Raw genomic sequence first — 22,837 nt, 5'->3', positions numbered from 1 at the left:
CGCTGGCGCAACCAACCCCAGCGGCAGAGGCCGGGGTCAGACCCGGCGGGTCTGACCCCAGGTTTTGCATCCTGGTTGGAAGCGAGCATGACCTCGCGCTTGTTAAAGCACCCGGGTAAAGCCTGCACGCACCAGCTCACGGTCGCCACAGTCGAAATGCCACCATTCGCTGTTGATGCCCACGAAGCCGGCGCCGAACATGGCGTCGCGCAGCAGCTGCCGGTTGGCGGCCTGCTGCGCCGTCAGCCGGCCGGTGGCCAGCATCTCAGGCTCCAGCGCGGGGTGGGACAGTTCAGTCATGTCGTCGAAACCGGTGCCCATGTCGAGTTCGCGGCCATCTTCGCCGGTGATCGTCGCGTCCACCGCCATGCCGTACGAATGGATCGAGCCGCGCGCCGGGTCGGCCAGGTACATGCGCAGCCCGGTACCGGCCAGCGCCTCCCATAACTGTTCCTGCACGCGGTGCGGCCGCAGCGCGTCCAGGACCAGCAGATGGCAGCCGGGCCGGCGCGCGGCCAGCCAGGCCACCGCGCGTTCGACCGCCGCGGCCGCGTCGCGGTGCAGCCACGCACAGTCGAGCGGCGAATACAGATCGCGGCCGACGAAGTTGTGCGGCGTCGCATAGCGCAGGTCGATGCCGATGCCGGCAATCGTCGACAGGTGCCGGTAGTCCGGGTGGGCCGCAATCTGCTCGCTGGTGATCGTGGGCGTCGTCATGCATGCTCCTCCTGGCCGCGGGCGTGACGGGAATAAGGCCGCGGCGACCGAACGTGACGGGAAAGGCCGCGGCGCCGGCGTTACGGCTTCTCCTCCGCCGCCGCAGCAGCGGCCGGTACGGGCTGAGGTGCCGGCTTCGGCGTCGTCAGCACTTCGAGGATCGCCGCGCTTTCCGCGTCCGGCCAGCCATCCCAGTTCGATTGCCGGTACTTGGTCTGGAATACCATCAGCGTATTGTGCGTGGCTTCGTCCAGCACGCCGGTATTGGGCACCGCGTAGCCATGCTGCGCCAGCTTTTTCTGGAACCACGCGATATCCGGCATGGCCGCCTCGAAGCGCGCCTTGTGCTGCGCCACCGCGCCGGCGTCCGGCCACAGGACCAGGCCCGCATCGGCCAGCTGCTTCCAGGGGAACAACGGCCCCGGATCCTGCTTGCGCTGCGGCGCGATGTCGGAGTGGGCAAGGATGTTTTCCGGTGCCACGTTGTGGCGCTTGACCAGGTCCTTCAGCAGCGGGATCAGCTGGTCGATCTGCGCCTGGGCGAACGGGTGGTACTGGCGCCGGCCATCGGGCGTCAGCGTGAAGCCCGGGTTGACGATCTCGATGCCGATCGAGCTGTAGTTCAGGTTCGTGAAATTTTTCCAGTTCGACAGGCCGGCATGCCAGGCGGCGTTCTTTTCATCGACCAGCGCATAGAACTTCGGCTGCGGTTCGTCGGTCAGCAGGTAATGGGCGCTGACTTCCTTCTCGGTCAGCAGCATGATCGAGCGCGGCAGGTCCGACACGGTGTAGTGCAGCACGATGAAACGCACGCGGCTCGCCTGGCCCTTCGCCGTCAGCGAGTGATCGACCTTGTACGGCGGTGCCGGCGGCGTGGTGGCGCAGCCGGCCAGCGCGGCGGCCAGCAGGGTGGCGAGAAGGATTTTAGTCATCGTGTCAGTCAGGTCATGGTTGATTCGGGCCGGATGGCCAGGCGCGCAGCCGCCGCGTGCGGCCGCACCGTTCTTTGTTCCAGCGACAGCATACCGTTTGCCACCTCCGGCAGCGACTCCCGCATTGCCTGCGCGACCAGCGGATGCAGCTGCGCCGCCCGGCCCGACAATACGATGGGCCGCGCGCCGAAGCGGGCCACCAGTGCCCGCGCCAGCCGGGCCAGTTCGGCGCCGGCCTGCCGCAGGATCTCGCGCGCCTCGGCATCGTCGTCCGCGCTGCGCGCCACCGCCAGCGCCAGCTGACCGATCTCGCCCCGTTCGCGCGCATAGATGAACTGCCGCGAGAACGACCAGTCGCTGCCGCCCACGTGGTCGAACACCGCCTGCGCCAGCGGCGAGGAGCGCCAGGCGCCGGGCTGCTCGTCCTCGCGGCGCCAGATGCGGCGCATCGCTTCGCGCGCGATCCAGAAGCCGCCGCCGCCATCGTCCAGCACCACGCCCCGGCCGCCGGCACGGTGGAACGTGCCGGCGGCGTCGATGAACGCAGCGATCGAGCCGGTGCCGGCATAGACCAGGTACCCGGCACCCGGTGCGAAGGCGTCGAGGAAGGCGATCTCGATATCGTTGCACAGGCTGATATCCCGCGGCGCCACGCCGAGCAGTTCCGCCAGCCAGCCGGTAAGCACGGCGCTGTCGCCGCCGAATCCCGTCAGCCCGGCATTGATGCGGCGCGGCCGGCCATGCGCGGCCGACGCATCGAGCACGTCGCGCGCCAGCGTCTCGAACGTGGCGCGCAGGCGCTCCCGCCCTGCCGGGCTGGCCATCTGCAAGGCGGACAGCCCGGCCACGTGCCCCTCGGCCACGATGGCGCCGCCGGCATCGGCCAGCGCCCAGCGCGTTTGCGTGCCGCCCGCATCGATGCCGAGACCGGTGTCCATCGTGCCCCCTACACTTTCGCGCTGGCGCGCGCGCTTTCGTTGCCGACTCGGTCGACAGCGGTGACGACCACGGCGCGCGCCGGCACCCCGGCCAGGTCGCGCAGCACCACCTCGTTCTTCGTGGCCGGTGCAACGGTGAAGCGCCATTCGTCGCCATAGCGGGCCCAGATGGCGTAGGTGATGGCGTTCTTCGATGTGCCCAGCGCCACCGCCAGGCCATTCTCGCCCCGCTTCACGGCCACCGTCGGCGCCTCGGGGGCGCGGTCGCCCAGCCATGGCGAGGCCGGCACCAGCGCGGCGCTCTGGTAGCTCTGCACCTTGAGCCGGTCATACAGGCCGCCGCGATTCTGCATCAGCGGGGCGATCGAGAAATGCAGGTGGCCACGCGCGGCCGGGCGGCTGCGCGTGACATCGATCTGCTGCACGATCTCGTTCGGCCCGAACGGTTTCGCGGAACCGTCGGCCGTGCGGCTGGTGAACAGGCCTGGCCACACGTGGCGGCCGCGCGTGTTCTGCGCCAGCCAGTAGTCGAGCAGCACCGGATAGGCCTGCGGCGCCTGGGCGATCGGCCAGTACAGCTGCGGCGCCAGGTAGTCGAGCCAGCCTTTCTGCAGCCACAGTTCGGCATCGGCGTACAGCTTGTCGTACTGGGAAAAGCCGGCGATGCCGCGCGGCCGGCGGTCCGGGCGGCCGATGCCGAACGGGCTGATGCCGAACTTGACCCATGACTTTTCGCGGCGGATGCCCAGGTAGATCTGCTCGATCAGCCTGTCGACATTCTGGCGCCGCCATCCGGCGCGGTCGAGCGTGCCGCCGCCGCGCACGTAGCGCTGCCACGATGGCTCGTCCGGGAACGGCAGCTCGGGCTTCTGCCAGGATGGCGTATCGAGCGCCGACGCTTCGCCGCCGGAAGCGGCCGGCGCCTCGATCGGATACGGGTAAAAATAGTCGTCGATGTGCACGCCGTCGATGTCGTAGCGGCGCACCACGTCGAGGATCACGTTCAGCGTCTGCTGCGCGGCCGCTTCTTCGCCCGGATCCATCCACAGCAGCTTGCCGTAGGTTTTCACGGCCTGCGGGTTGGTGTTCGCGAAATGCTCCTTGGCCAGCGGCGTGCGGGCGGCGCCATGGCGCGCGCGGTAGGGATTGAACCAGGCGTGCAGTTCCATGCCGCGGGCGTGCGCCTGGGCGATCCAGAATTGCAGGGGATCCCACATCGGCGACGGTTCCTTGCCCGAGCGGCCGGTCATGAACTCGGACCACGGTTCCAGTTTCGACGGATAGATCGCATCGGCGCTGGGCCGCACCTGCAGCACGATGGCGTTCAGGTTCAGCGCCTTGGCCCGGTCCAGGATGGCGATCGCTTCCGCCTGCTGCTTGGCCGGCGGCGCGTTGCTGCGGCTGGGCCAGTCGATGTTGGCGACGGTGGAAACCCACGCGGCGCGGAATTCGCGTGGCGCGGCGGGCGGTTCGTCCCCCGTGTAGCGCGGCGGTTCGGGGTGCGGCACGGGGCCGGCCGCCACCGGGCCGGCGGCGGGATCCTCGGGGCGCGTCGGGGATGTCGAGCATGCGCTCATGATTGCCGCCAGGACGCCGGCGCTGCCGGCGGAAAGCAAAAGCCGCTTGTTACGATCGAAAGCCAAGACCACTCCTGTGAAATAAGCGGCAATATTGTAATCCCAGCGGCCGGGTTCCCCGCGTCCCGGTCGCGTGGGATGCCCGCTGCGATCCACCGTTTTCCAGCCGGATCATCCGGAACACACCACCCGGCGCCCTGGCCCGGCTCAGTTCCGCCCGAATTCCGGGTCGATCTTCACCAGCGCCGTCATTGCGAACGCGGGAATCGTCGCCAGGGATGCCCAGATGAAGAAGTGCTGGTAGCCCATGAGTTCCTGCAGCCAGCCGCTGGCCATCTGCGGCACCATCATGCCCAGCGCCATGAAGCCGGTGCAGATCGCGTAATGGGCCGTCTTGTGCTCGCCCTCGCACACCATGATCATGTACATCAGGTAGGAGGCGAAGCCGAAGCCATAGCCGAACTGCTCGACCGCCATCGCCACCGCGATCAGGCCGATACTGTCGGGCTGGACCTGCGACAGGTAGACAAACACGAGGCCCGGCACGTGCAGGATGAAGGCCATTGGCCACAGGCAGCGCTTCAGGCCGAAGCGCGCGATGGCCAGGCCGCCCAGCAGGCCGCCCACCGTCAGCGCGATAATGCCGACGGTGCCATAGACGAAGCCCACCTGCGTGTTGTCCAGCCCCAGGCCGCCCTCGGCGACCGGGTCGAGCAGGAACGGCACCACCATCTTCAGCAGCTGCGATTCGCCGAGGCGGAACAGCAGCAGGAAGCCGAGGATGGTGACGATGCCCTTCTTGCGGAAGAAGGCGGCGAAGGTGAGCAGGAATTCGGTAAACGGATTGCCCTTCAGGCGCGCCCGCGTGTCGGCGGCCGGGCGCGGCAGCATGAAGAAGTGGTAAGTGCTCAGCAGCGCGAACACCACGCCCAGCAGGCCGAACACGATGGACCAGGCAGTGCGCGGATCGCCGGTGCGGGTGATCAGGATGCCGGCCAGCGCCACCAGCGCGCCCTGCCCAGTGATGTTGGCCAGGCGGTAGAAGGTGCTGCGCACGCCCACGTAGGCGGCCTGCTCCTTCTGCCCCAGCGCCAGCATGTAGAAGCCGTCCGCCGCGATATCGTGCGTGGCCGATGAAAAGGCCATCAGCCACAGCACGGCAAGGCTCATCTGGAAGAACGCCGGCAGGTGGGTGGTGAACGCCACCAGCGCCAGCGCCACGCCGGTCAGGCCCTGCAGCACCACGGTCCACTGGCGCTTGGTGCCGAACATTTCCACGATCGGCGCCCACAGCGGCTTGATCACCCACGGCAGGTACAGCCATGACGTGTAGAACGCGATATCGGCATTCGAGAAGCCGGTGTTCTTGTACATCACCAGCGACAGGTTCAAGACGGCGAAATAGGGAATGCCCTGGCCGAAGTAGAGGGTGGGCACCCACCACCAGGGACTGCGCTGCACAGCTTTCATTACATCCTTGTTATCGTTACAAACCGGGCGGTCTTGCCCGGCGATGCCGGGATCGGCGATGCGCGGGCGCCTGGCCATGCACCTGATCAGGCGCCGAGCGCCCCGCGCACGCTGCCGCCGGCCTGGGCCAGCAGGCTCGCGGCCTGCGGCACCGGCACCTTCTTCAGCAGTGCGACGATGGCCACCTTGACGTGGAAACCGCATTCCTCGAGCGCGGCCCGCGCGGCGTCTTCATCGGCGCCGGTGGCATGCATCGTCAGGCGCACCGTGCGCGCGAACAGCTTGGCGTTGGTGGGCTTCAAGTCTACCATCAAGTTCCCGTACACCTTGTGCAGCCGGACCATGATGGCGCTGGAAATCGTGTTCAGCACGATCTTCTGCGAGGTACCCGCTTTCAGGCGCGTGCTGCCGGAAATGACTTCGGGCCCGGTATCGAGCGTGATGCCGACATGCGCCGCGCCGGCCACCGGCGAAGCGGTGTTGTTGGCGATGCCGATCGTCAGCGCGCCGGCCGCGCGCGCGGCATGGAGGGCGCCCAGCACGTAGGGCGTGCCGCCCGACGCGGCGAGCAGCAGCACCACGTCATTCGCGGTGGGCGCCACCGACAGCAGGTCGCGCTCGCCCTGGGCGCGGTCATCCTCGGCCCCCTCGACGGCCACGAACATCGCGCCTTCGCCGCCGGCCAGCAGCGCCACCGCGCGCGTCGGCGGCCAGGAAAATGTGGGGTACAGCTCCACGCTGTCGAGCACACCGAGCCGGCCGGACGTGCCGGCGCCCACGTAGACCAGGCGCCCGCCCGCTTCGATGCGGGGTACCGCGGCCTCGATGGCGGCGGCCAGCTGCGGCGCGGCCGCGCGCACCGCCTGCACGGCATTGAACTGGTCGTCCACGAACGCCGCCACCAGGTCGGGAACCGGATACTGGTCCAGCTGCGTGTGTTCGCTGCTCGGGGTCTCGGTTTTCAGCATGACACGAGTGTAATGCGAAACCCTTCAGCCGCGCCGCATCTCTGCCACGAAATCGTAGTGGTCGCTGCGGCAGTAGGAATGGGTCAGCTCGACCGCCTCGCCATTCTCGAGATAGGCGATGCGGGTGATGAACAGCACCGCGTGGCCTTCCGGTACGCCGAGCTGCCGCGCCAGGTCGGCCGGGGCGTTCATCGCGCGGATGTGCTGCAGCGCGCGCACCGGCGGCTTGCCCACGCTTTCCAGGTACTGGTACAGCGAATCGCCGATGGCGGCCGGGTCGGGCACCACGGTGGCCGGCAGCACGCTCACTTCATAGGCCATCGCCACGTCGTCCGCGAGGCGCAGCCGTTCCAGCCGCGCCACACGCGTGTTGGGCGACAGGGCAAGGCTCATCTGCTCGTCCGCGCCGGCGATGACGAGTTCGCGCCGCAGCCAGCGCGAGCCCGGCTTGTAGCCGCGCTGCTGCAACTGCTCGGAAAAGCTGGACAGGTTCGACAGCGGCTGCTCGATGCGCGGCGCGATGTAGTTGCCGGAACCGCGCTTGCGCACTACGAGGCCCTGCTCGACCAGCTGGTCGATGGCCTTGCGCGCGGTGACGCGCGAGACCTTCAGCTGCTCGGACAGCGTGCGCTCGGACGGCAATGCCTGGTCCACCTGGTAGCGGCCCGCGAGCACGTCATCGGTCAGCTTGCGCGCGATCTGCATGTACAGCGGCGAGGTATCTAACTTTGAACCTTCCGGCTTTGACCCTTCCGGCTTCGAACCTTCGGGCTTTGAACCTTCCGGCTTCGAACCTTCGGACTGCCGGGTGGGGGGTTCCGATGCTTGCTGCAAAATCATGACAATTCTCCTATACCTTCTAGTTTAACGGTGAAGGACAATGCCCGCTGTTTTCATCCCGCACGAAGCGCCGCAGGCGGCGTTTCCATCCAGTCCCTGACTAACGGCGCCCGTTGCCGCCCTGACAAGAGGTTAATAATGAAGTTGTTCCGCACCATCTCCGCCGTACTTCTCGCTGTCGGCATCGCCTGCTCCGGCGCGGCAGGCGCAGCCAAGCTCGATCCCGACCATTACCTGCTGACGAAGGATGTCTTCACGAAGCTGAAAGCCATCGAGGTCGAGCTCGAAAAGTCCGGCTACCAGCCGAAGGACGACGATGACGACGAGGACAACGGCAAAAAAGGCAAGAAAGACAACGGCGGCCCGACCGCCGAGGAAGTGATGCGCAAGATCGAGTCGGACAAGGTGGCCATGGCGACGCTGAAGCGCCATAACCTGTCGAGCCGCGACTATGCGCTGACCATGCTCGCCATGTTCCATGCCGGCTTCTATGTCATGTTCGAGGAATCGATGGACAAGAAAGGCGCCGCCGACTTGCTGGCCACGTTCACCAAGGAACAGCGCGCCAACGTGGCATTCGTGCGCGCCATGAACCTCCAGAAGAAGAAGTAACACGGCACCCCAAGCTTGCCGGGCGGCGCTGCCGCCCCATTCGTTTTCTCAACAGCCGCAATGCTTCCCGGGCCCGGCATGGATCGCGCGCCCGGGCGCCGGTTCATGCACAGGCACGCAACAGGACAGGCATCGGTGCGCCACGCATCGTATCCTCCCAACGGCGACTCGAGGACCCGGCCCGAGCCTTTGATGCCGGCCGGTCGTCGCGGCATCCTTACCTGACATGGATATCGGCAGCATGCAGCACAAAGAACACCAGGTGGTCGTCATCGGCGGCGGCGTCGTCGGCCTCACGTCGGCCTGGTGGCTGATGGAGGCCGGCTTTCGCGTCGCCCTGGTCGAGCGCGCGCCCGCCGTCGGGAACGGTGCCAGCTACCGCAACGGCGGGCAGCTGAGCTACCGGTACGTGTCGCCGCTGGCCGATGCGGGCGTGCCGTGGAAAGCGCTGCAATGGCTGTTCCAGGAGGCAGGCCCGCTGCGCTTCAAGCCGGAAGCGGACATGCGGCAGTGGCGCTGGCTTGCCAGGTTCCTCGCCAACTGCAACGCGGCCAGCAACCGGCGCACCACCACCAAGCTGCTGGAACTGGGGGAACACAGCCGGCGCATGATGGCGCAACTGGAACCGGCCGTGCCGCTGGCGCAATTCGGCTGGCGCGATGCGGGAAAGCTCGTCGTGTACCGCTCGCGGGCGGCATTCGATGCCGCCGTCGCCAGGCCCGATCCGGACAACCGGCGCCGCGTGCTGTCCGGAGCCGACACCGCCGCGCTGGAACCGGCCCTGGCCGCGCTGGCGCCACGGCTTGCCGGGGGCATCTTCAATGCCGGCGAGGCGGTGGCCGATTGCCACGCATTCTGCGTGGCCCTGGAACGGCAACTCCAGGCGCATCCCCGCTTCGACGGCGTCATCCACGCCAACGCGACGTGCCTGTTCACGGAAAACGGCAGGGTCTCGGCCGTGCAGACGGACACCGGCTGGGTGACGGGCGAGCAGTTCGTGCTGGCGGCCGGGATCCAGAGCCGCGGCCTGGCCGCCACCGCCGGCATCGCGCTGCCGCTGTATCCATTGAAGGGCTACAGCCTGAGCGCGCCGATCGGCGACCAGCACACGGCGCCCGAGATCAGCGTGACGGATTTCGAACGCAAGACGCTGTACGCCCGCATCGGCAAGCAGCTGCGCGTGGCCGCGATGGTCGACATGGTGGGCGAAGACACGTCTCTGGACGCCCGCCGCGTGGCCGGCCTGGCGCGCCTGGTGCGCGAGACGATGCCCACCGCCGCCGACTACTCGCGCATGGAACCGTGGGCCGGGCTGCGCCCCGCCACCCCGAACAGCGCCCCGCTCCTCGGCCCCACCCGGCACGGCAACCTGTGGCTGAACGTGGGCCACGGCCCCCTCGGTTTCACCTTCGCCTGCGGCACCGCCGCCCTGCTCGCCGACCTGATGACCGGCCGCCCCACCCCGTTCCCCCTCGACTTCCTCGCCTGGCCCCGCGAAAACCAGTGACAGGCTCCAATTAATTTGAAATGTTTCCTCAAAAATGGGGTACGTCCCCATTTTCCTGGCAACTTTTCGTGGTGCGAGCGGTGCCGGGGCGTTATGGCGGATAATGTCGCCTTTTCATTGTCCGACCTGCCATGTCCAAGACGAAGACCCCGGCCGGGTGCCCTTGCGGCGGTGGGCCGTCGCTGGCGGCGTGCTGCGGCCCATATCTTGACGGGTTCGTTGACGGCAGCGCGCTGCCCGCCACGGCCGAGCTGCTGATGCGCTCGCGCTACACGGCCTACACGCTGAAGAACGAACCCTACCTGCTGGCCACCTGGCATCCCAGCACCCGCCCGACCGAGCGGATCGTCGATCCGGATGAGCCGTTGCAATGGCTGGGACTTGAGGTAAAATCGACTTTACGTTTACGTCAACGTAAAGCTGATTTCGCCGGCCAGGATCACCCGGACCAGGACTATGTGGAGTTCGTGGCGCGCTTCCGCCAGCACGGCAAGGGCCAGCGCCTGCACGAGATCAGCCGCTTCCTGCGCGAGCCCGACCCGGCCCTCGGCGGCACGCCGCGCTGGTTCTACGTCGACGGAGATTTTCCGATCAAAGAATAAAGGGGACACCGCATGCCGCACATCGACAGCAAACTCAATCCGCGCAGCGAAGACTTCCGCGCCAACGCCGCCGCCATGGAGGCCCTGGTGGACGACCTGCGCGCCCGCGTCGCCCAGGTGGCCGAGGGTGGCGGCCAGGCGGCCAGCGCGAAGCACACCGCGCGTGGCAAGCTGCTGCCGCGCGAGCGGGTGCGCCTGCTGCTCGATCCCGGCACGCCGTTCCTCGAATTCTCCCAGCTGGCCGCTTATGAAATGTATGACGGCGCCGCGCCATCGGCCGGCATCATCACCGGCATCGGCCGGGTGTCCGGCCAGGAATGCGTCATCGTCTGCAACGACGCCACGGTAAAGGGCGGCACGTATTACCCGATGACGGTGAAGAAACACCTGCGCGCGCAGGAGATCGCCGAGCAAAACCGGCTGCCGTGCATCTACCTGGTCGATTCCGGCGGCGCCAACCTGCCGAACCAGGATGAAGTGTTCCCCGACCGCGACCACTTCGGCCGCATCTTCTACAACCAGGCCAACCTGTCCGCGCAGGGCATTCCGCAAATCGCCGTGGTGATGGGCTCCTGCACAGCGGGCGGCGCGTATGTACCGGCGATGAGCGACGAATCGATCATCGTCAAGGAACAGGGCACGATCTTCCTGGGCGGCCCGCCGCTGGTGAAGGCGGCCACCGGCGAAGTGGTCACGGCGGAAGACCTGGGCGGCGGCGACGTGCACACGCGCCTCTCCGGCGTGGCCGACCACCTGGCGCAGAACGACACCCACGCGCTGGCCCTGGCACGCAACATCGTCTCGCACCTGAACCGCCAGAAGCCGCACACTCAGTTGCAATCTCATATGCGCGAAGTGGTGGAACCGAAATACGCGCCGGAAGAGCTGTACGGCGTGATCCCCGTCGACACCCGCAAGCCGTTCGATATCCGCGAAGTCATCGCGCGCATCGTCGACGGCAGCGAGTTCGATGAATTCAAGGCCCGCTACGGCACCACGCTGGTGTGCGGCTTCGCCCACATCCACGGCATGCCGGTGGGGATCGTCGCCAACAACGGCATCCTGTTCTCGGAATCGGCGCTGAAGGGCACCCACTTCATCGAGCTGTGCTGCCAGCGCAAGATCCCCCTGGTCTTCCTGCAGAACATCACCGGCTTCATGGTGGGCCGCAAGTACGAGAACGAAGGCATCGCCCGCAACGGCGCCAAGATGGTCACCGCTGTCGCCACGGCCGCGGTACCGAAGTTCACGGTGATCATCGGCGGCAGTTTCGGCGCCGGCAATTACGGCATGTGCGGCCGCGCGTATTCGCCGCGTTTCCTGTGGATGTGGCCGAACGCGCGCATTTCCGTGATGGGTGGCGAGCAGGCCGCCTCCGTGCTGGCCACCGTCAAGCGCGACGGCATCGAAGCCAAGGGCGGGCAATGGTCGCAGGACGAGGAAGCCGCGTTCAAGCAGCCCATCAAGGAACAGTATGAACACCAGGGCCATCCCTACTATGCCAGTGCGCGGCTGTGGGATGACGGCATCATCGACCCGGCCGATACCCGCACCGTGCTGGCCCTGGGCCTGTCGGCGGCGCTGAACGCCCCCATTCCCGACACGAAGTTCGGTGTCTTCCGCATGTAAGGAACCCAGCATGAACTACGACACCCTCACCCTCGACACGGCCGGCGCCGTCGCCACCGTCACGCTGAACCGCCCGGATGTGCGCAACGCGTTCAACGAACAGTCGATCGCCGAACTGACGGCCGCCTTCACGGCGCTGGGCCAGGTCGACGGGATCCGCGCCATCGTGCTGGCCGCGAACGGCGCGGCCTACTGCGCCGGCGCGGACCTGAACTGGATGAAGAAAATGGCCGGCTACTCGGACGACGAGAACCGGGCCGACGCCATGGCGCTGGCGAACATGCTGCGCACCATCCACGCATGCCCGAAGCCCGTGGTGGCCAAGGTGCACGGCGACTGCTACGGCGGCGGCGTGGGGCTGGTGGCCGCGTGCGATATCGCGATCGTCGCCGAGGAAGCGCAGTTCTGCCTGAGCGAGGTGAAACTGGGCCTGATCCCGGCCACCATCTCGCCGTATGTCATCAAGGCGATGGGGGAGAACGCCGCGCGGCGCTACTTCCTCACCGCCGAACGTTTCAATGCCAGGGAAGCGCTGCGCATCGGCTTCGTGCACGAAGTGGCCACCGCGTCGTCGCTGGATGGCCAGGTGGCCGCGGTGGCCGGCGCGCTGGCCGCCAACAGCCCCAATGCCGTGCGCGAGGCCAAGGCGCTGGTGCGCGAGATCGCCCACCAGCCCGTCACGGATGCGCTGGTGGCCGATACCGCCCACCGCATCGCGCACATCCGCGCCTCGGGCGAAGGCCGCGAAGGCGTGGCCGCGTTCCTTGAGAAGAGGAAGCCTTCCTGGCTCACCTGATTTTTGGAGTTTCAGTCTTGACAGATCAAACCAGCGACTGGGTGTCGCGCAGCCTGAAAAGCGTGTGGCACCCATGTACCCAGATGCAGCACCACGCGCGTGATGAAGATCGTGTGCCGCTGATCCCCGTCAGCCACGGCCGCGGCGCCTGGCTGTACGACCACGACGGCCGGCGCTACCTCGACGCGATCAGCTCGTGGTGGGTCAACCTGTTCGGCCACGCCAACCCGCGCATCAACGCGGCGCTGCGCGACCAGCTGGATTTGCTGGAGCACGCCATGCTGGCCGGCTTCACCCATGAGCCGGTGATCCGCCTGTCGGAACGGCTGTCCGCGCTGACCGGCGGCGTGCTGGGGCACGCGTTCTACGCGTCGGACGGCGCCTCGGCCGTCGAGATCGCGCTGAAGATGAGTTTCCACAGCTGGCGCAACGCCGGGCGCGGCGACAAGCAGGAATTCGTCTGCCTGCAAGGCAGCTACCACGGCGAGACGATCGGCGCGCTGGCCGTTACCGACGTGGCGCTGTTCAAGGATGCCTACGGCCCGCTGCTGCGCGCCACGCAGACCGTGATGTCGCCCGATGCGCGCCAGGCCCGCGATGGCGAAACCGTGCAGGACGTGGCACGCCGCGCCGCGGCGGACGTGCAGCGCCTGTTCGAAGAGAAAGCGGACCGGATCGCCGCCATCATCATCGAGCCGCTGGTACAGTGCGCGGCCGGCATGGCGATGCACGATCCGCTCTACCTGCGACTGGTGCGCGAACTGTGCGACAAACATGGCGTGCACCTGATCCTCGATGAAATCGCGGTGGGCTGCGGCCGCACCGGCACCTTCTTCGCCTGCGAGCAGGCCGGCATCTGGCCGGACTTCGTCACGCTGTCGAAGGGCATCAGCGGCGGCTACCTGCCGCTGTCGCTGGTGCTGACCAGGGACGAGATCTACCAGGCCTTCTACAGCGCCGACATCACGCGCGGCTTCCTGCACTCGCATTCCTACACCGGCAACCCGCTGGCATGCCGCGCGGCGCTGGCCACGCTCGACATCTTCGAGCAGGACAACGTGCTGGAGGCCAACCGCGCCCGTGCCGCCGCGCTGGGCGCGGCGATGGCGCCGCTGGCCGATCACGCACGGGTAAAAAACCTGCGCCAGCGCGGCATGATCCTGGCGTTCGACGCGACCGATGTCGACAAGACGTTCTCGCGCCGCTTCTTCGCCAACGCCACGCGCAACGAACTGCTGCTGCGGCCGATCGGCTCGACCGTCTACTTGATGCCGCCCTATATCCTCGACGACGAGGAGATCGCCGGCCTGGCCACGCGCACGCAGGCCGTCTTCGAACAAACGCTCGCGGAGGCAGGATGAACTTGCTGGATCAACTCGCCGCCAACCTGGATGGCTTGCGCGAACAGGGCCTGATCCGCACGCGCCGCACGGTCGACACGCCATGCGGCCCGCGCGTGACGGTGGATGGCCGCGAACTGCTGGCCTTCTGCAGCAACGATTACCTGGGCCTGGCCGCGCATCCGGCCGTTACCGCCGCGCTGCGCGAGGGTACCGGCCTGTATGGTGCGGGCAGCGGCGCCTCGCACCTGATCAGTGGCCACAGCCGCGCCCACGCGGCGCTGGAAGAGCGGCTGGCGGACTTCGCCGGCCCGCACCTGGTCGAGGCCCGCGCGCTGTACTTCAGCACCGGCTACATGGCCAACCTGGCCGCACTGACCGCACTGGCCGTGGGCGACCCGGACACGGAAATCTTCAGCGAAGCGCTGAACCACGCGTCGCTGATCGATGGCGCCCGGCTGTCGCGCAAACCGGTCAAGGTGTATCCGCATGCGGACGTCGAGGCGCTCGACGAACTGCTGGGCACCAGCCGTGCGTCGAGCAAGATCGTCGTCACCGATTCCGTGTTCTCGATGGACGGCACCGTGGCGCCGCTGCCGGAACTGCTGGCGCTGTGCGAAAAGCATGGCGCCTGGCTGGTGGTCGACGATGCGCACGGCTTCGGCACCCTGGGCGAGAATGGCCGCGGCGCGCTCGAGCACTTCGGCCTGCGCTCGCCTTACCTCGTCTACGTGGGCACGCTGGGCAAGGCCGCCGGGGTCGGCGGCGCCTTCGTTGCCGCGCACGCCACCGTGATCGACACGCTGGTGCAGCGCGCCCGCCCCTACATCTTCACGACGGCGGCGCCGCCCGCGCTGGCGCACGCGCTGCTGGCGAGCCTGGACATCATCGCCGGCGACGAGGGGCGCCAGCGCCGGTCGCACCTGGCCCGATTGGTGGCACAATGGCACGATGGCCTGCGGTTGAAGGGCTGGACAGCGCTGCCTTCGCAAACCGCGATCCAGCCCGTCGTCATCGGCGCCAACCAGGCAACGATGGACGCCGCCGCCGCGCTGTACGAGCGCGGCTTCTGGGTAGGCGGCATCCGCCCGCCCACCGTGCCGGCCGATTCGGCGCGGCTGCGCGTCACGCTGTCGGCAGCCCACGCGGAAGCGGAAGTCGCCCGGCTGGTCGACAGCATCAATGAAGTCAATGCCCAGATGGAAAGGAGCCGAGATGGCGCTTGAAGACCCGGTGGTCGTTCCGGTAGTGGACGCACCCGCGACAGTCGAAGAGGAACTGGAAGTGGACCCGGCACCTGCCACGGCCCTGGCCGCGAGCGGTATTCCGCCACGCTTTTCCTGCTTCGTGACAGGCACCGACACGGAAATCGGCAAGACGCTGGTTTCCTCGGCCATGCTGCATGCCCTGGTGCGCCAGGGCGTGAAGGCTTGCGGCATGAAGCCCGTGGCGGCCGGCGCCGTGCCGCGCGGCGGCCGCCTGCACAACGATGACTGCGACCAGCTCGAAGCGGCCGGCAACGTGCACCTGCCGCAGTCGATCACCACGCCGTTCCTGCTGAAGGAGCCGGCGGCGCCGCACATCGCGGCCGCGCTGGAAGGCATCGCCATCGACCCGGTGCCGATCCTGGCCGCCTACGTGGAAGTCGCCGCCGCCAGCGATGCCAGCGTGGTCGAAGGCGTCGGCGGCTTCCGCGTGCCGCTGACCGATAACTATGATACGGCCGACCTGGCGCAGCAGCTGGACCTGCCGGTGGTGCTGGTGGTGGGCATGCGCCTGGGCTGCATCAACCACGCGCTGCTGACCGTGGAAGCGATCGCCGCGCGCGGCCTGAAGCTGGTCGGCTGGGTGGCCAACGCGCTGGAACCGGAGATGGCGTTCGCCGACGAAAACATCGAGGCGCTGGCCGACCGCATTCCGGCGCCGTTGCTGGGCCGCGTGCCGCGCCTGGCCGATGCGACAGCCGCCGCCGCCGCCGAGTACCTGGATTTCACGAGCCTGCCGAACTGGCCGGCTCGCCGCAACACGAAATAATCATTTAAGGAAGAACCAGATGTCCCTGCATGAACCGAAAACCGTCGCCCTGCACCGCCCGACCGCGGTCATCAAGCTGCCCGAGTCGGCCACGTGGCCGCGCGAGGAAGTGCTGGCCCTGTTCGAACTGCCGTTCAACGAACTGATGTTCCGCGCGCAGGAAGCGCACCGCGCCAACTTCCCGGATGGCGACGTGGAACTGGCCACGCTGCTGTCGATCAAGACCGGCGGCTGCGAAGAGGATTGCGGCTACTGCCCGCAGGCCGCGCGCTACGACACCGGTGTCGAGGCCAAGAAGATCCTCGATACCGAAACGGTGCTGGAAGCGGCGAAGCAGGCCAAGGAAAACGGTGCCACGCGCTTCTGCATGGGCGCCGCCTGGCGCAGCCCGAAAGAGCGCGACATGGAAAAAGTCGAAACCATGGTGCGCGAAGTGAAGGCGCTGGGCCTGGAAACCTGCGCCACGCTGGGCATGCTGGAAGCGGAACAGGCCGAACGCCTGAAGGCCGCCGGCCTGGATTACTACAACCACAACCTGGACACGGCGCCCGAGTTCTACGACAACGTGATCTCCACCCGCCAGTACCAGGACCGCCTGGACACGCTGGGCCACGTGCGCGATGCCGGCCTGAAAGTGTGCTGCGGCGGCATCGTCGGCATGGGCGAGACGCGCGACCAGCGCGCCGGCCTGATCGCGCAGCTGGCGAACCTGAACCCTTATCCGGAATCGGTGCCGATCAACCACCTGGTGCAGGTGGAAGGCACGCCGCTGCATGGCCTGGACCGCCTCGACCCGCTGGAATTCGTGCGCACGATCGCCGTGGCGCGCATCACGATGCCGAAGGCGCGCGTGCGCCTGTCCGCCGGCCGCCGCGAACTGGGCGAGGCCGTGCAGGCCATGTGCTTCATGGCCGGTGCCAACTCGATCTTCTATGGCGACAAGCTGCTGACGACCGACAACCCGGAAGCGAACGACGACCGCGCGCTGCTGGCCAAGCTGGGCCTGTCGACCCGCGCCGCCATGCTCGAGTCGGTGCAGAAGGAAGCCTGCGGCTGCTGAGTTACCGCGCCAGCGCCCCCCAGAGGGCGCGGCGATGCATGTTGGTATCGGATACAGGCCACAAGCCTATTCAATCGCTCCACAAGAGCATGCAGTACCCCGACAGCGAAGGCCGGGGCCAGGCCCACCGGTCTGCCCCCAGGATTTGCACGCGGGGTTCATAAGAACAGGGAGACAACATGTTCAAGAAGATTTTGATCGCCAACCGCGGCGAGATCGCCTGCCGCGTCGCCGCCACGGCCCGCAAGATGGGCATCCGCACCGTTGCCGTGTATTCGGAAGCCGATGCCAACGCGAAGCACGTGGCCGTCTGCGACGAGGCCGTGCTGCTGGGCCCCGCGCCCGCCAAGGAAAGCTACCTGTGCGGCGAGAAGATCATCGCCATCGCGCTGGCCACCGGGGCGCAGGCGATCCATCCCGGCTATGGCTTCCTGTCCGAGAACGCGGAGTTCGCCGAAGCCTGCGCCGAAGCGGGCCTGGTATTCATCGGCCCGCCCGCCGCGGCGATGCGCGCGATGGGCTCGAAATCGGCGGCCAAGTCGCTGATGGAAAAGGCCGGCGTGCCGCTGGTGCCCGGCTACCACGGCGACGAGCAGGATGCCGCCTTCCTGCAGCGCGAAGCGGACCGCATCGGCTACCCGGTGCTGCTGAAGGCTTCGGCCGGCGGCGGCGGCAAGGGCATGCGCGTGGTCGACAATGCCGAGGCGTTCCGGGAAGCGCTGGCTTCCTGCAAGCGCGAGGCGATCAGCTCCTTCGGCGACGACAAGGTGCTGGCGGAAAAATACCTGCAGCGCCCACGCCACATCGAGATCCAGGTGTTCGCCGATACGCATGGCGACTGCATCTACCTGTTCGAACGCGACTGCTCGGTGCAGCGCCGCCACCAGAAGGTGCTGGAGGAAGCGCCTGCTCCCGGCATGACGGACGAACGCCGCGCCGCGATGGGCGATGCGGCCGTGGCGGCGGCGAAGGCGGTCGGCTACGTGGGTGCCGGCACCGTCGAATTCATTGCCAATCAAGACGGCAGCTTCTACTTCATGGAGATGAATACGCGGCTGCAGGTCGAGCACCCGGTGACGGAAATGATCACCGGCCTGGATCTGGTCGAATGGCAGTTGCGCGTGGCGGCCGGCGAGCCGCTGCCGAAGCGGCAGGATGACCTGAGGATCCACGGCCATGCGCTGGAAGCGCGGATCTACGCCGAGAATCCCGACAAGGGCTTCCTGCCGTCGATCGGCACGCTGCGCCACCTCGATACGCCCGAGGCGGTGCAGTTCGAGGTGGGCGGCACGCCATACCAGCCGGCCGCGGTGCGCGTCGATTCCGGCGTGCGCGAAGGCGATGCGATCTCGCCCTGGTACGATCCGATGATCGCCAAGCTGATCGTCTGGGGCGCCGACCGCAAGCAGGCCCTGGCGCGCATGGCGCAGGCCCTGTCGCAGTACCAGATCGTCGGCCTTGCCGGCAACGTGGCCTTCCTCAAGCGCCTGGTGGAAAGCGAGGCGTTCGCCAGCGCGGACCTGGATACGGGGCTGATCGAACGCAATGCCGAAGTATTGTTCGCGCCGGCGCGTTCGGTGCCCGTGGCCGCGCTGGCGCTGGCCGCCGTGGCGCTGATCGAGCATGAAAAGGCCGAGGCGCGCGGCACGAATGCGGCCGATCCGTGGGGCCGGGCGGTGGGCTGGCGCCTGAATGCCCGCTACGCCCGCACGCTGGCTTTCCGCGACGATGGCGGCCACGAATACGCTCCCGTGTTCACCTACCTGCCGCATGGCTGGGAACTGGCGATCAGGGGCCTGTCCGTCGACGTGGCGCTGCTGGCGCGCGATGGCGTGGACCTGTCGGTGCGGCTGGGCGATGCGTCGGTGCATGGCACCGTGCGCCGCGATGGCGATGCCTTCCACGTGTTCACCGGCGGCGGCCATTATGTGCTGCACCATGAAGATCCGCTGGCGCATGCCGGCGAAAGCGAAGTCGAAGGCGGCCGCCTGACCGCGCCGATGCCGGGCAAGGTCGTCGCCGTGCTGGCATCGCAGGGGCAGGACGTGAAGAAGGGCGAACCGCTCGTGATCATGGAAGCAATGAAGATGGAACATACGATCGCCGCGCCGCACGACGGCATCGTGGACGAAATCCTGTACGCGGTGGGCGACCAGGTGGCGGATGGCGCGCCGCTGCTGGCCTTCCGCGCCGCAGCCTGAAAGGAGCAAGATGCGTTTACTGGTGTACCGCCCCGATGGCAACATCGCCCCGTGGGCCGACGATTTCGCGCGCTGCCTGCCGCAGGCGCAGTGCGTGGCCTGGAGCGAAGGCGCCAGGCTGCCGCCCTGTGATTACGCCGTCGTTTGGGCACCGCCCGAAGCGATGCTGCGCGAACTGGCCGAAGTGAAGGCGATCTTCCTGATGGGCGCCGGTGCGGACGCGATCATGAAGCATGCCGGCACCCTGCCCGCCCACGTGCCGATCGTGCGCCTGGGCGATGCCGGGATGGGTGTGCAGATGGGCGAATACGTGGCGCACGCCGTGCTGCGCTACTTCCGCCGCTTCGACCATTACGAAGACCAGGCCGCCGCCGGCGAATGGAAGCCGCTGGCCACGCACGAGCGCGAGTCGTTCAGCGTGGGCGTGATGGGTGCCGGGGCCCTGGGGCGGCGCGTGCTCGATTGCCTGCGCCCGTTCGGTTTTCCGCTGCACGCCTGGTCGCGCAGCGCGAAGGAGATCGACGGCGTGCGCAGTTTCGCCGGCGACGACGGGCTCGATGCCTTCCTGCGCAGCACGCGCGTGGTGGTCTGCATGCTGCCGCTGACGGATGCCACGGCCAATATCCTGAACCGGACCAACCTGGCCAAGCTGCCCCGTGGCGCCTATGTGATCAACGTGGCGCGCGGCGCGCACGTGGCGGAGCCGGACTTGCTGGCCGCCATACAGTCCGGCCACATCGCCGGCGCCACGCTGGACGTGTTCCGCAACGAGCCGCTTCCGCGGCAGCATCCGTTCTGGGACGAACCGCGCATCACGATCACGCCGCATATCGCCGCGCTGACCTTGCGCGACGAAAGCGTGCGGCAGATCGCCGGCAAGATCGGCCAGCTGGAACGGGGCGAGCCGGTGGCCGACGTCATCAATCGAGAACTGGGGTACTGACATGAACCTGCCGAAGCAAGTAAAGATCGTCGAAGTGGGCCCGCGCGACGGCCTGCAGAACGAAAAGGAAAACGTGCCCGCCGAGGTGAAGATCGCGCTGGTGGACCGCCTGTCCGCCGCCGGTTTCCCGAACGTGGAAGCGGCGGCGTTCGTGTCGCCGAAATGGGTGCCGCAGATGGCCACCAGCCGTGAAGTCATGGACGGCATCGCGCGCAGGAGCGGCGTGATCTACTCGGCGCTGACGCCGAACATGCAGGGCTTCGACGCCGCGCTGGCCGCGAAGGCCGATGAGGTGGTGATCTTCGGTTCAGCGTCGGAAGCGTTCTCGCAGCGGAACATCAACTGCTCGATCGCCGAATCGATCACCCGCTTCGAGCCGGTGGCCCGGGCGGCGAAGGAGCATGGCGTGCGGCTGCGCGGCAGCATCAGCACCGCCTTCGGCTGCCCGTACCAGGGCGAGGTGCCGCTGGAAGCCGTGGCCGACGTGGTGGCCCGGATGCGCGACCTGGGCTGCGACGAGATCGACATCGCCGACACCATCGGCGTGGCCACGCCGCGGCACACGCAGGCGGTGATGGAAACGGCGATCCGGGCCTTCCGCATCGATGGACTGTCCGGCCACTTCCACGACACGTATGGCCAGGCGCTGGCCAACATCTACGCTTCGCTGGAACTGGGGATCGCGATTTTCCACTCGTCCGTGGCCGGGCTGGGCGGTTGCCCGTACGCGAAAGGCGCCACGGGCAACGTCGCTACCGAAGACGTGCTGTACCTGATGAATGGCCTGGGCATCGAAACGGGCGTGGACCTGGACGCGGTGGTGGACGCCGGCGACTACATCTCGCAATTCCTCGGGCGCAAGAGTTCCAGCCGCGCCGGGAATGCCCTGCTGGCCAAGCGCAACGGCTGAACGGCCAAAAACGGTGACAGTCACCATTATTTTTGAAACATTTCAAATTTAATGGTGCCTGTCACCGTTTTTCCGCGCTCGTGGCGTTGAAGCTGAGGTGATGCCGAGGTGGATGCTGAAAGCACGGCACAAACAAAAACCCCCGCAAGCCGAAACTTGCAGGGGTTCTTGATGAATCTTGGTCGGAGTACAAGGATTCGAACCTTGGACCCTCTGGTCCCAAACCAGATGCGCTACCGGGCTGCGCTACACTCCGAAGAAGCAAGATAATACCGCTCGAATCGATTGTCGTCAAGGCCCTCTTAAAAAATTCGTTGCGGGGCTCACATAGCAAATGAGCAATATGCGAATATAAGCATCCCTGTTCCAGGACTTGGAGCCATGCAACAGACCCTGACTTATCCCAACCGGCCGCGCCGCGGCGGGCTGGTGGCTGGTATTGCTGTCTCGATCTTGCTGCACGCCGTGCTGCTGGCGATCCTGCGCGCGCCGTCGGCGCCTCCCGCCCAGCCGGATGCGCGGCGCTGGACACAGCCGCTGACGATTCGCATCGTGCCGCCGCCACCGCCGCCTGAACCCGTTCCCCGCGCCGAACCGCCGAAGCCGCCCGTGGCAAAGCGGGACAAGCCGGCCGCCCGCCCGGCGCCGGCACGTGCGGCACCCGGGCGCACCGAGTCCGACACAGCCGAGCGTACGGAAATGACGGTCGTGTCGCCGAAGCCCGCCGACGCCGCCCCGCCGGACAGCCCGCCGACCTTCGATCCGGACGCCGCGCGTGCCGCCGCGCGGGCGATGGCAAACGACCTGGACACCCCATCGGGCAACTGGGTGGGAGAAAAGTTGAAGAAAGAAAAAGAAAGGCAGGAGACGCGGGATGAGCGACTGGGCCGCAACATCGCCGGATCGGCGCGCCCCGACTGCAAGACCGCCTATGCCGGTGCCGGCCTGCTGGCACCGCTGATCATGTTGATGGACAAGAAAGACAGTGGCTGCAAATTCTGACTAAAGGACAACGATGCTGACAATCCTCGGGAAACTCCCTTCGATCAACGTGCGCAAGGTGCTGTGGACTTGCCGCCTGCTGGAATTGCCGTATGAACTCGAGCCTTGGGGCAAGGGGGAACGCGACCCGAACGTGCCGGAATTCCTGGCGCTCAATCCGAATGCCCAGGTGCCGGTGCTGCGCGATGGCGATACGGTCTTGTGGGAATCGAACACGATCTGCCGCTACCTCGCGCACGACAGTTTCCTGCTGCCATCGGACCGGCTGCAGCGCGCCCGCATCGAGCAATGGATGGACTGGCAGGCTACGGAACTGAATGCTTCCTGGCGGGCGCCGTTCATGACGCTGTTGCGCGGCAGCACCCAGTTCAGCCCGGAAGCGGTGGCCGCGGGCGTGCGCGACTGGAATACCAAGATGACGCTGCTGGACCGCCACCTGGACCGCACCGGCGCCTTCGTGGCCGGCGATGCGCTGTCGCTGGCCGACGTGGTCATCGGCGTTTCCGTGCACCGCTGGCGCGCAACCCCGATCGAACGCGCCGAGCTGCCGGCCGTGGCCGCCTACATGGCGCGCCTGTCGGCAGTGCCCGGCTTTGCCGAAAACTGCGGCGACGCCACGCCCTGAGTAGAGCCGCCCAGGCACGGCAGCAAGGAAAACAGTGACAGGCTCCGATTAAAAAACCGGTGACAGGCACGATTTAATTTGAAATGTTTCCAAAAAAAATGGTGCCTGTCACCGTTTTTGAGTTTGAAGTGTTT

21 protein-coding genes and 1 tRNA gene are annotated in these 22,837 nt (G+C 67.2%); 14 read left to right on the top strand and 8 right to left on the bottom strand.

Annotation, left to right across the window (positions count from 1 at the left end):
- Window positions 1–102: 102 nt before the first annotated feature.
- From EYF70_RS29545 to EYF70_RS29515, 7 genes are all read right to left on the bottom strand, one after another.
- A complete protein-coding gene (locus tag EYF70_RS29545; RefSeq protein ID WP_131148569.1) occupies window positions 103–717 on the bottom strand; it encodes a M15 family metallopeptidase in 615 nt (204 codons plus the stop codon).
- An 80-nt stretch (window positions 718–797) separates the two neighbouring features.
- Window positions 798–1,649, bottom strand: coding sequence for an N-acetylmuramoyl-L-alanine amidase (locus tag EYF70_RS29540; RefSeq protein WP_131148568.1), 852 nt, complete (start codon window positions 1,647–1,649; stop codon window positions 798–800).
- Window positions 1,650–1,657: 8 nt separating this feature from the next.
- Window positions 1,658–2,587 (bottom strand): N-acetylglucosamine kinase, encoded by a 930-nt coding sequence (locus EYF70_RS29535; RefSeq protein WP_131148567.1) that lies wholly within the window; start codon window positions 2,585–2,587, stop codon window positions 1,658–1,660.
- A gap of 8 nt (window positions 2,588–2,595) precedes the next feature.
- Window positions 2,596–4,236 carry a glycoside hydrolase family 10-like protein gene (locus EYF70_RS29530; protein WP_229420615.1) on the bottom strand — a complete coding sequence of 547 codons (1,641 nt, stop codon included), beginning with the start codon at window positions 4,234–4,236 and terminating at the stop codon, window positions 2,596–2,598.
- Window positions 4,237–4,371: 135 nt separating this feature from the next.
- Window positions 4,372–5,634, bottom strand: a complete 1,263-nt coding sequence (locus EYF70_RS29525; protein ID WP_131148566.1) for an MFS transporter — start codon at window positions 5,632–5,634, stop codon at window positions 4,372–4,374.
- A gap of 86 nt (window positions 5,635–5,720) precedes the next feature.
- Window positions 5,721–6,602: an N-acetylmuramic acid 6-phosphate etherase gene (locus tag EYF70_RS29520; RefSeq protein ID WP_131148565.1), complete on the bottom strand. Its 882-nt coding sequence runs from the start codon at window positions 6,600–6,602 to the stop codon at window positions 5,721–5,723.
- Between the two features lie 24 nt (window positions 6,603–6,626).
- Complete coding sequence (locus tag EYF70_RS29515; RefSeq protein ID WP_131148564.1) at window positions 6,627–7,307, bottom strand: GntR family transcriptional regulator; 681 nt, start codon at window positions 7,305–7,307, stop codon at window positions 6,627–6,629.
- 273 nt (window positions 7,308–7,580) lie between these two features.
- On the opposite strand from EYF70_RS29515, the gene EYF70_RS29510 reads away from it, so the two are divergent.
- The 12 genes from EYF70_RS29510 (at window position 7,581) to EYF70_RS29455 (ending at window position 21,076) form a co-directional block, all read left to right on the top strand.
- The gene (locus tag EYF70_RS29510; protein WP_131148563.1) at window positions 7,581–8,054 is read left to right on the top strand and encodes a hypothetical protein; all 474 of its coding nucleotides are present in this window, start codon (window positions 7,581–7,583) and stop codon (window positions 8,052–8,054) included.
- Between the two features lie 241 nt (window positions 8,055–8,295).
- Window positions 8,296–9,561 (top strand): D-amino acid dehydrogenase, encoded by a 1,266-nt coding sequence (locus EYF70_RS29505; protein ID WP_131148562.1) that lies wholly within the window; start codon window positions 8,296–8,298, stop codon window positions 9,559–9,561.
- A 131-nt stretch (window positions 9,562–9,692) separates the two neighbouring features.
- Entirely contained in the window at window positions 9,693–10,163 is a 471-nt protein-coding gene (locus tag EYF70_RS29500; protein ID WP_131148561.1) for a YchJ family protein, read from the top strand.
- Window positions 10,164–10,175: 12 nt separating this feature from the next.
- Window positions 10,176–11,792, top strand: a complete 1,617-nt coding sequence (locus tag EYF70_RS29495; RefSeq protein WP_131148560.1) for a carboxyl transferase domain-containing protein — start codon at window positions 10,176–10,178, stop codon at window positions 11,790–11,792.
- 10 nt (window positions 11,793–11,802) lie between these two features.
- A complete protein-coding gene (locus EYF70_RS29490; protein WP_131148559.1) occupies window positions 11,803–12,588 on the top strand; it encodes an enoyl-CoA hydratase/isomerase family protein in 786 nt (261 codons plus the stop codon).
- A 17-nt stretch (window positions 12,589–12,605) separates the two neighbouring features.
- Complete coding sequence (locus EYF70_RS29485) at window positions 12,606–13,949, top strand: adenosylmethionine--8-amino-7-oxononanoate transaminase (protein ID WP_131148558.1); 1,344 nt, start codon at window positions 12,606–12,608, stop codon at window positions 13,947–13,949.
- Complete coding sequence (gene bioF, locus EYF70_RS29480) at window positions 13,946–15,154, top strand: 8-amino-7-oxononanoate synthase (protein WP_131148557.1); 1,209 nt, start codon at window positions 13,946–13,948, stop codon at window positions 15,152–15,154. Before EYF70_RS29485 ends, bioF begins: the two co-directional genes overlap by 4 nt.
- Window positions 15,144–15,962: a dethiobiotin synthase gene (gene bioD / locus EYF70_RS29475; RefSeq protein ID WP_131148556.1), complete on the top strand. Its 819-nt coding sequence runs from the start codon at window positions 15,144–15,146 to the stop codon at window positions 15,960–15,962. Before bioF ends, bioD begins: the two co-directional genes overlap by 11 nt.
- Before the next feature lie 19 nt (window positions 15,963–15,981).
- The gene (bioB, locus tag EYF70_RS29470) at window positions 15,982–17,022 is read left to right on the top strand and encodes a biotin synthase BioB (RefSeq protein ID WP_131148555.1); all 1,041 of its coding nucleotides are present in this window, start codon (window positions 15,982–15,984) and stop codon (window positions 17,020–17,022) included.
- Window positions 17,023–17,201: 179 nt separating this feature from the next.
- A complete protein-coding gene (locus EYF70_RS29465) occupies window positions 17,202–19,223 on the top strand; it encodes an acetyl/propionyl/methylcrotonyl-CoA carboxylase subunit alpha (RefSeq protein WP_131148554.1) in 2,022 nt (673 codons plus the stop codon).
- Window positions 19,224–19,233: 10 nt separating this feature from the next.
- Window positions 19,234–20,166, top strand: a complete 933-nt coding sequence (locus tag EYF70_RS29460; protein ID WP_131148553.1) for a 2-hydroxyacid dehydrogenase — start codon at window positions 19,234–19,236, stop codon at window positions 20,164–20,166.
- A 1-nt stretch (window position 20,167) separates the two neighbouring features.
- Entirely contained in the window at window positions 20,168–21,076 is a 909-nt protein-coding gene (locus EYF70_RS29455) for a hydroxymethylglutaryl-CoA lyase (RefSeq protein ID WP_131148552.1), read from the top strand.
- 179 nt (window positions 21,077–21,255) lie between these two features.
- Here EYF70_RS29455 and EYF70_RS29450 read toward each other — a convergent pair.
- Window positions 21,256–21,332: transfer RNA gene (locus EYF70_RS29450), tRNA-Pro, on the bottom strand.
- Window positions 21,333–21,457: 125 nt separating this feature from the next.
- Here EYF70_RS29450 and EYF70_RS29445 point away from each other — a divergent pair.
- Window positions 21,458–22,078, top strand: a complete 621-nt coding sequence (locus EYF70_RS29445; RefSeq protein WP_131148551.1) for a hypothetical protein — start codon at window positions 21,458–21,460, stop codon at window positions 22,076–22,078.
- Between the two features lie 13 nt (window positions 22,079–22,091).
- The gene (locus tag EYF70_RS29440; RefSeq protein WP_131148550.1) at window positions 22,092–22,703 is read left to right on the top strand and encodes a glutathione S-transferase family protein; all 612 of its coding nucleotides are present in this window, start codon (window positions 22,092–22,094) and stop codon (window positions 22,701–22,703) included.
- Window positions 22,704–22,837: the final 134 nt, after the last annotated feature.

Source organism: Pseudoduganella albidiflava (genome assembly GCF_004322755.1).
GTDB classification, from domain to species: Bacteria; Pseudomonadota; Gammaproteobacteria; order Burkholderiales; family Burkholderiaceae_D; genus Rugamonas; species Rugamonas albidiflava.
Note: the sequence above shows the minus strand (reverse complement) of the source record. Positions and strands in the feature narration are given on the sequence as shown.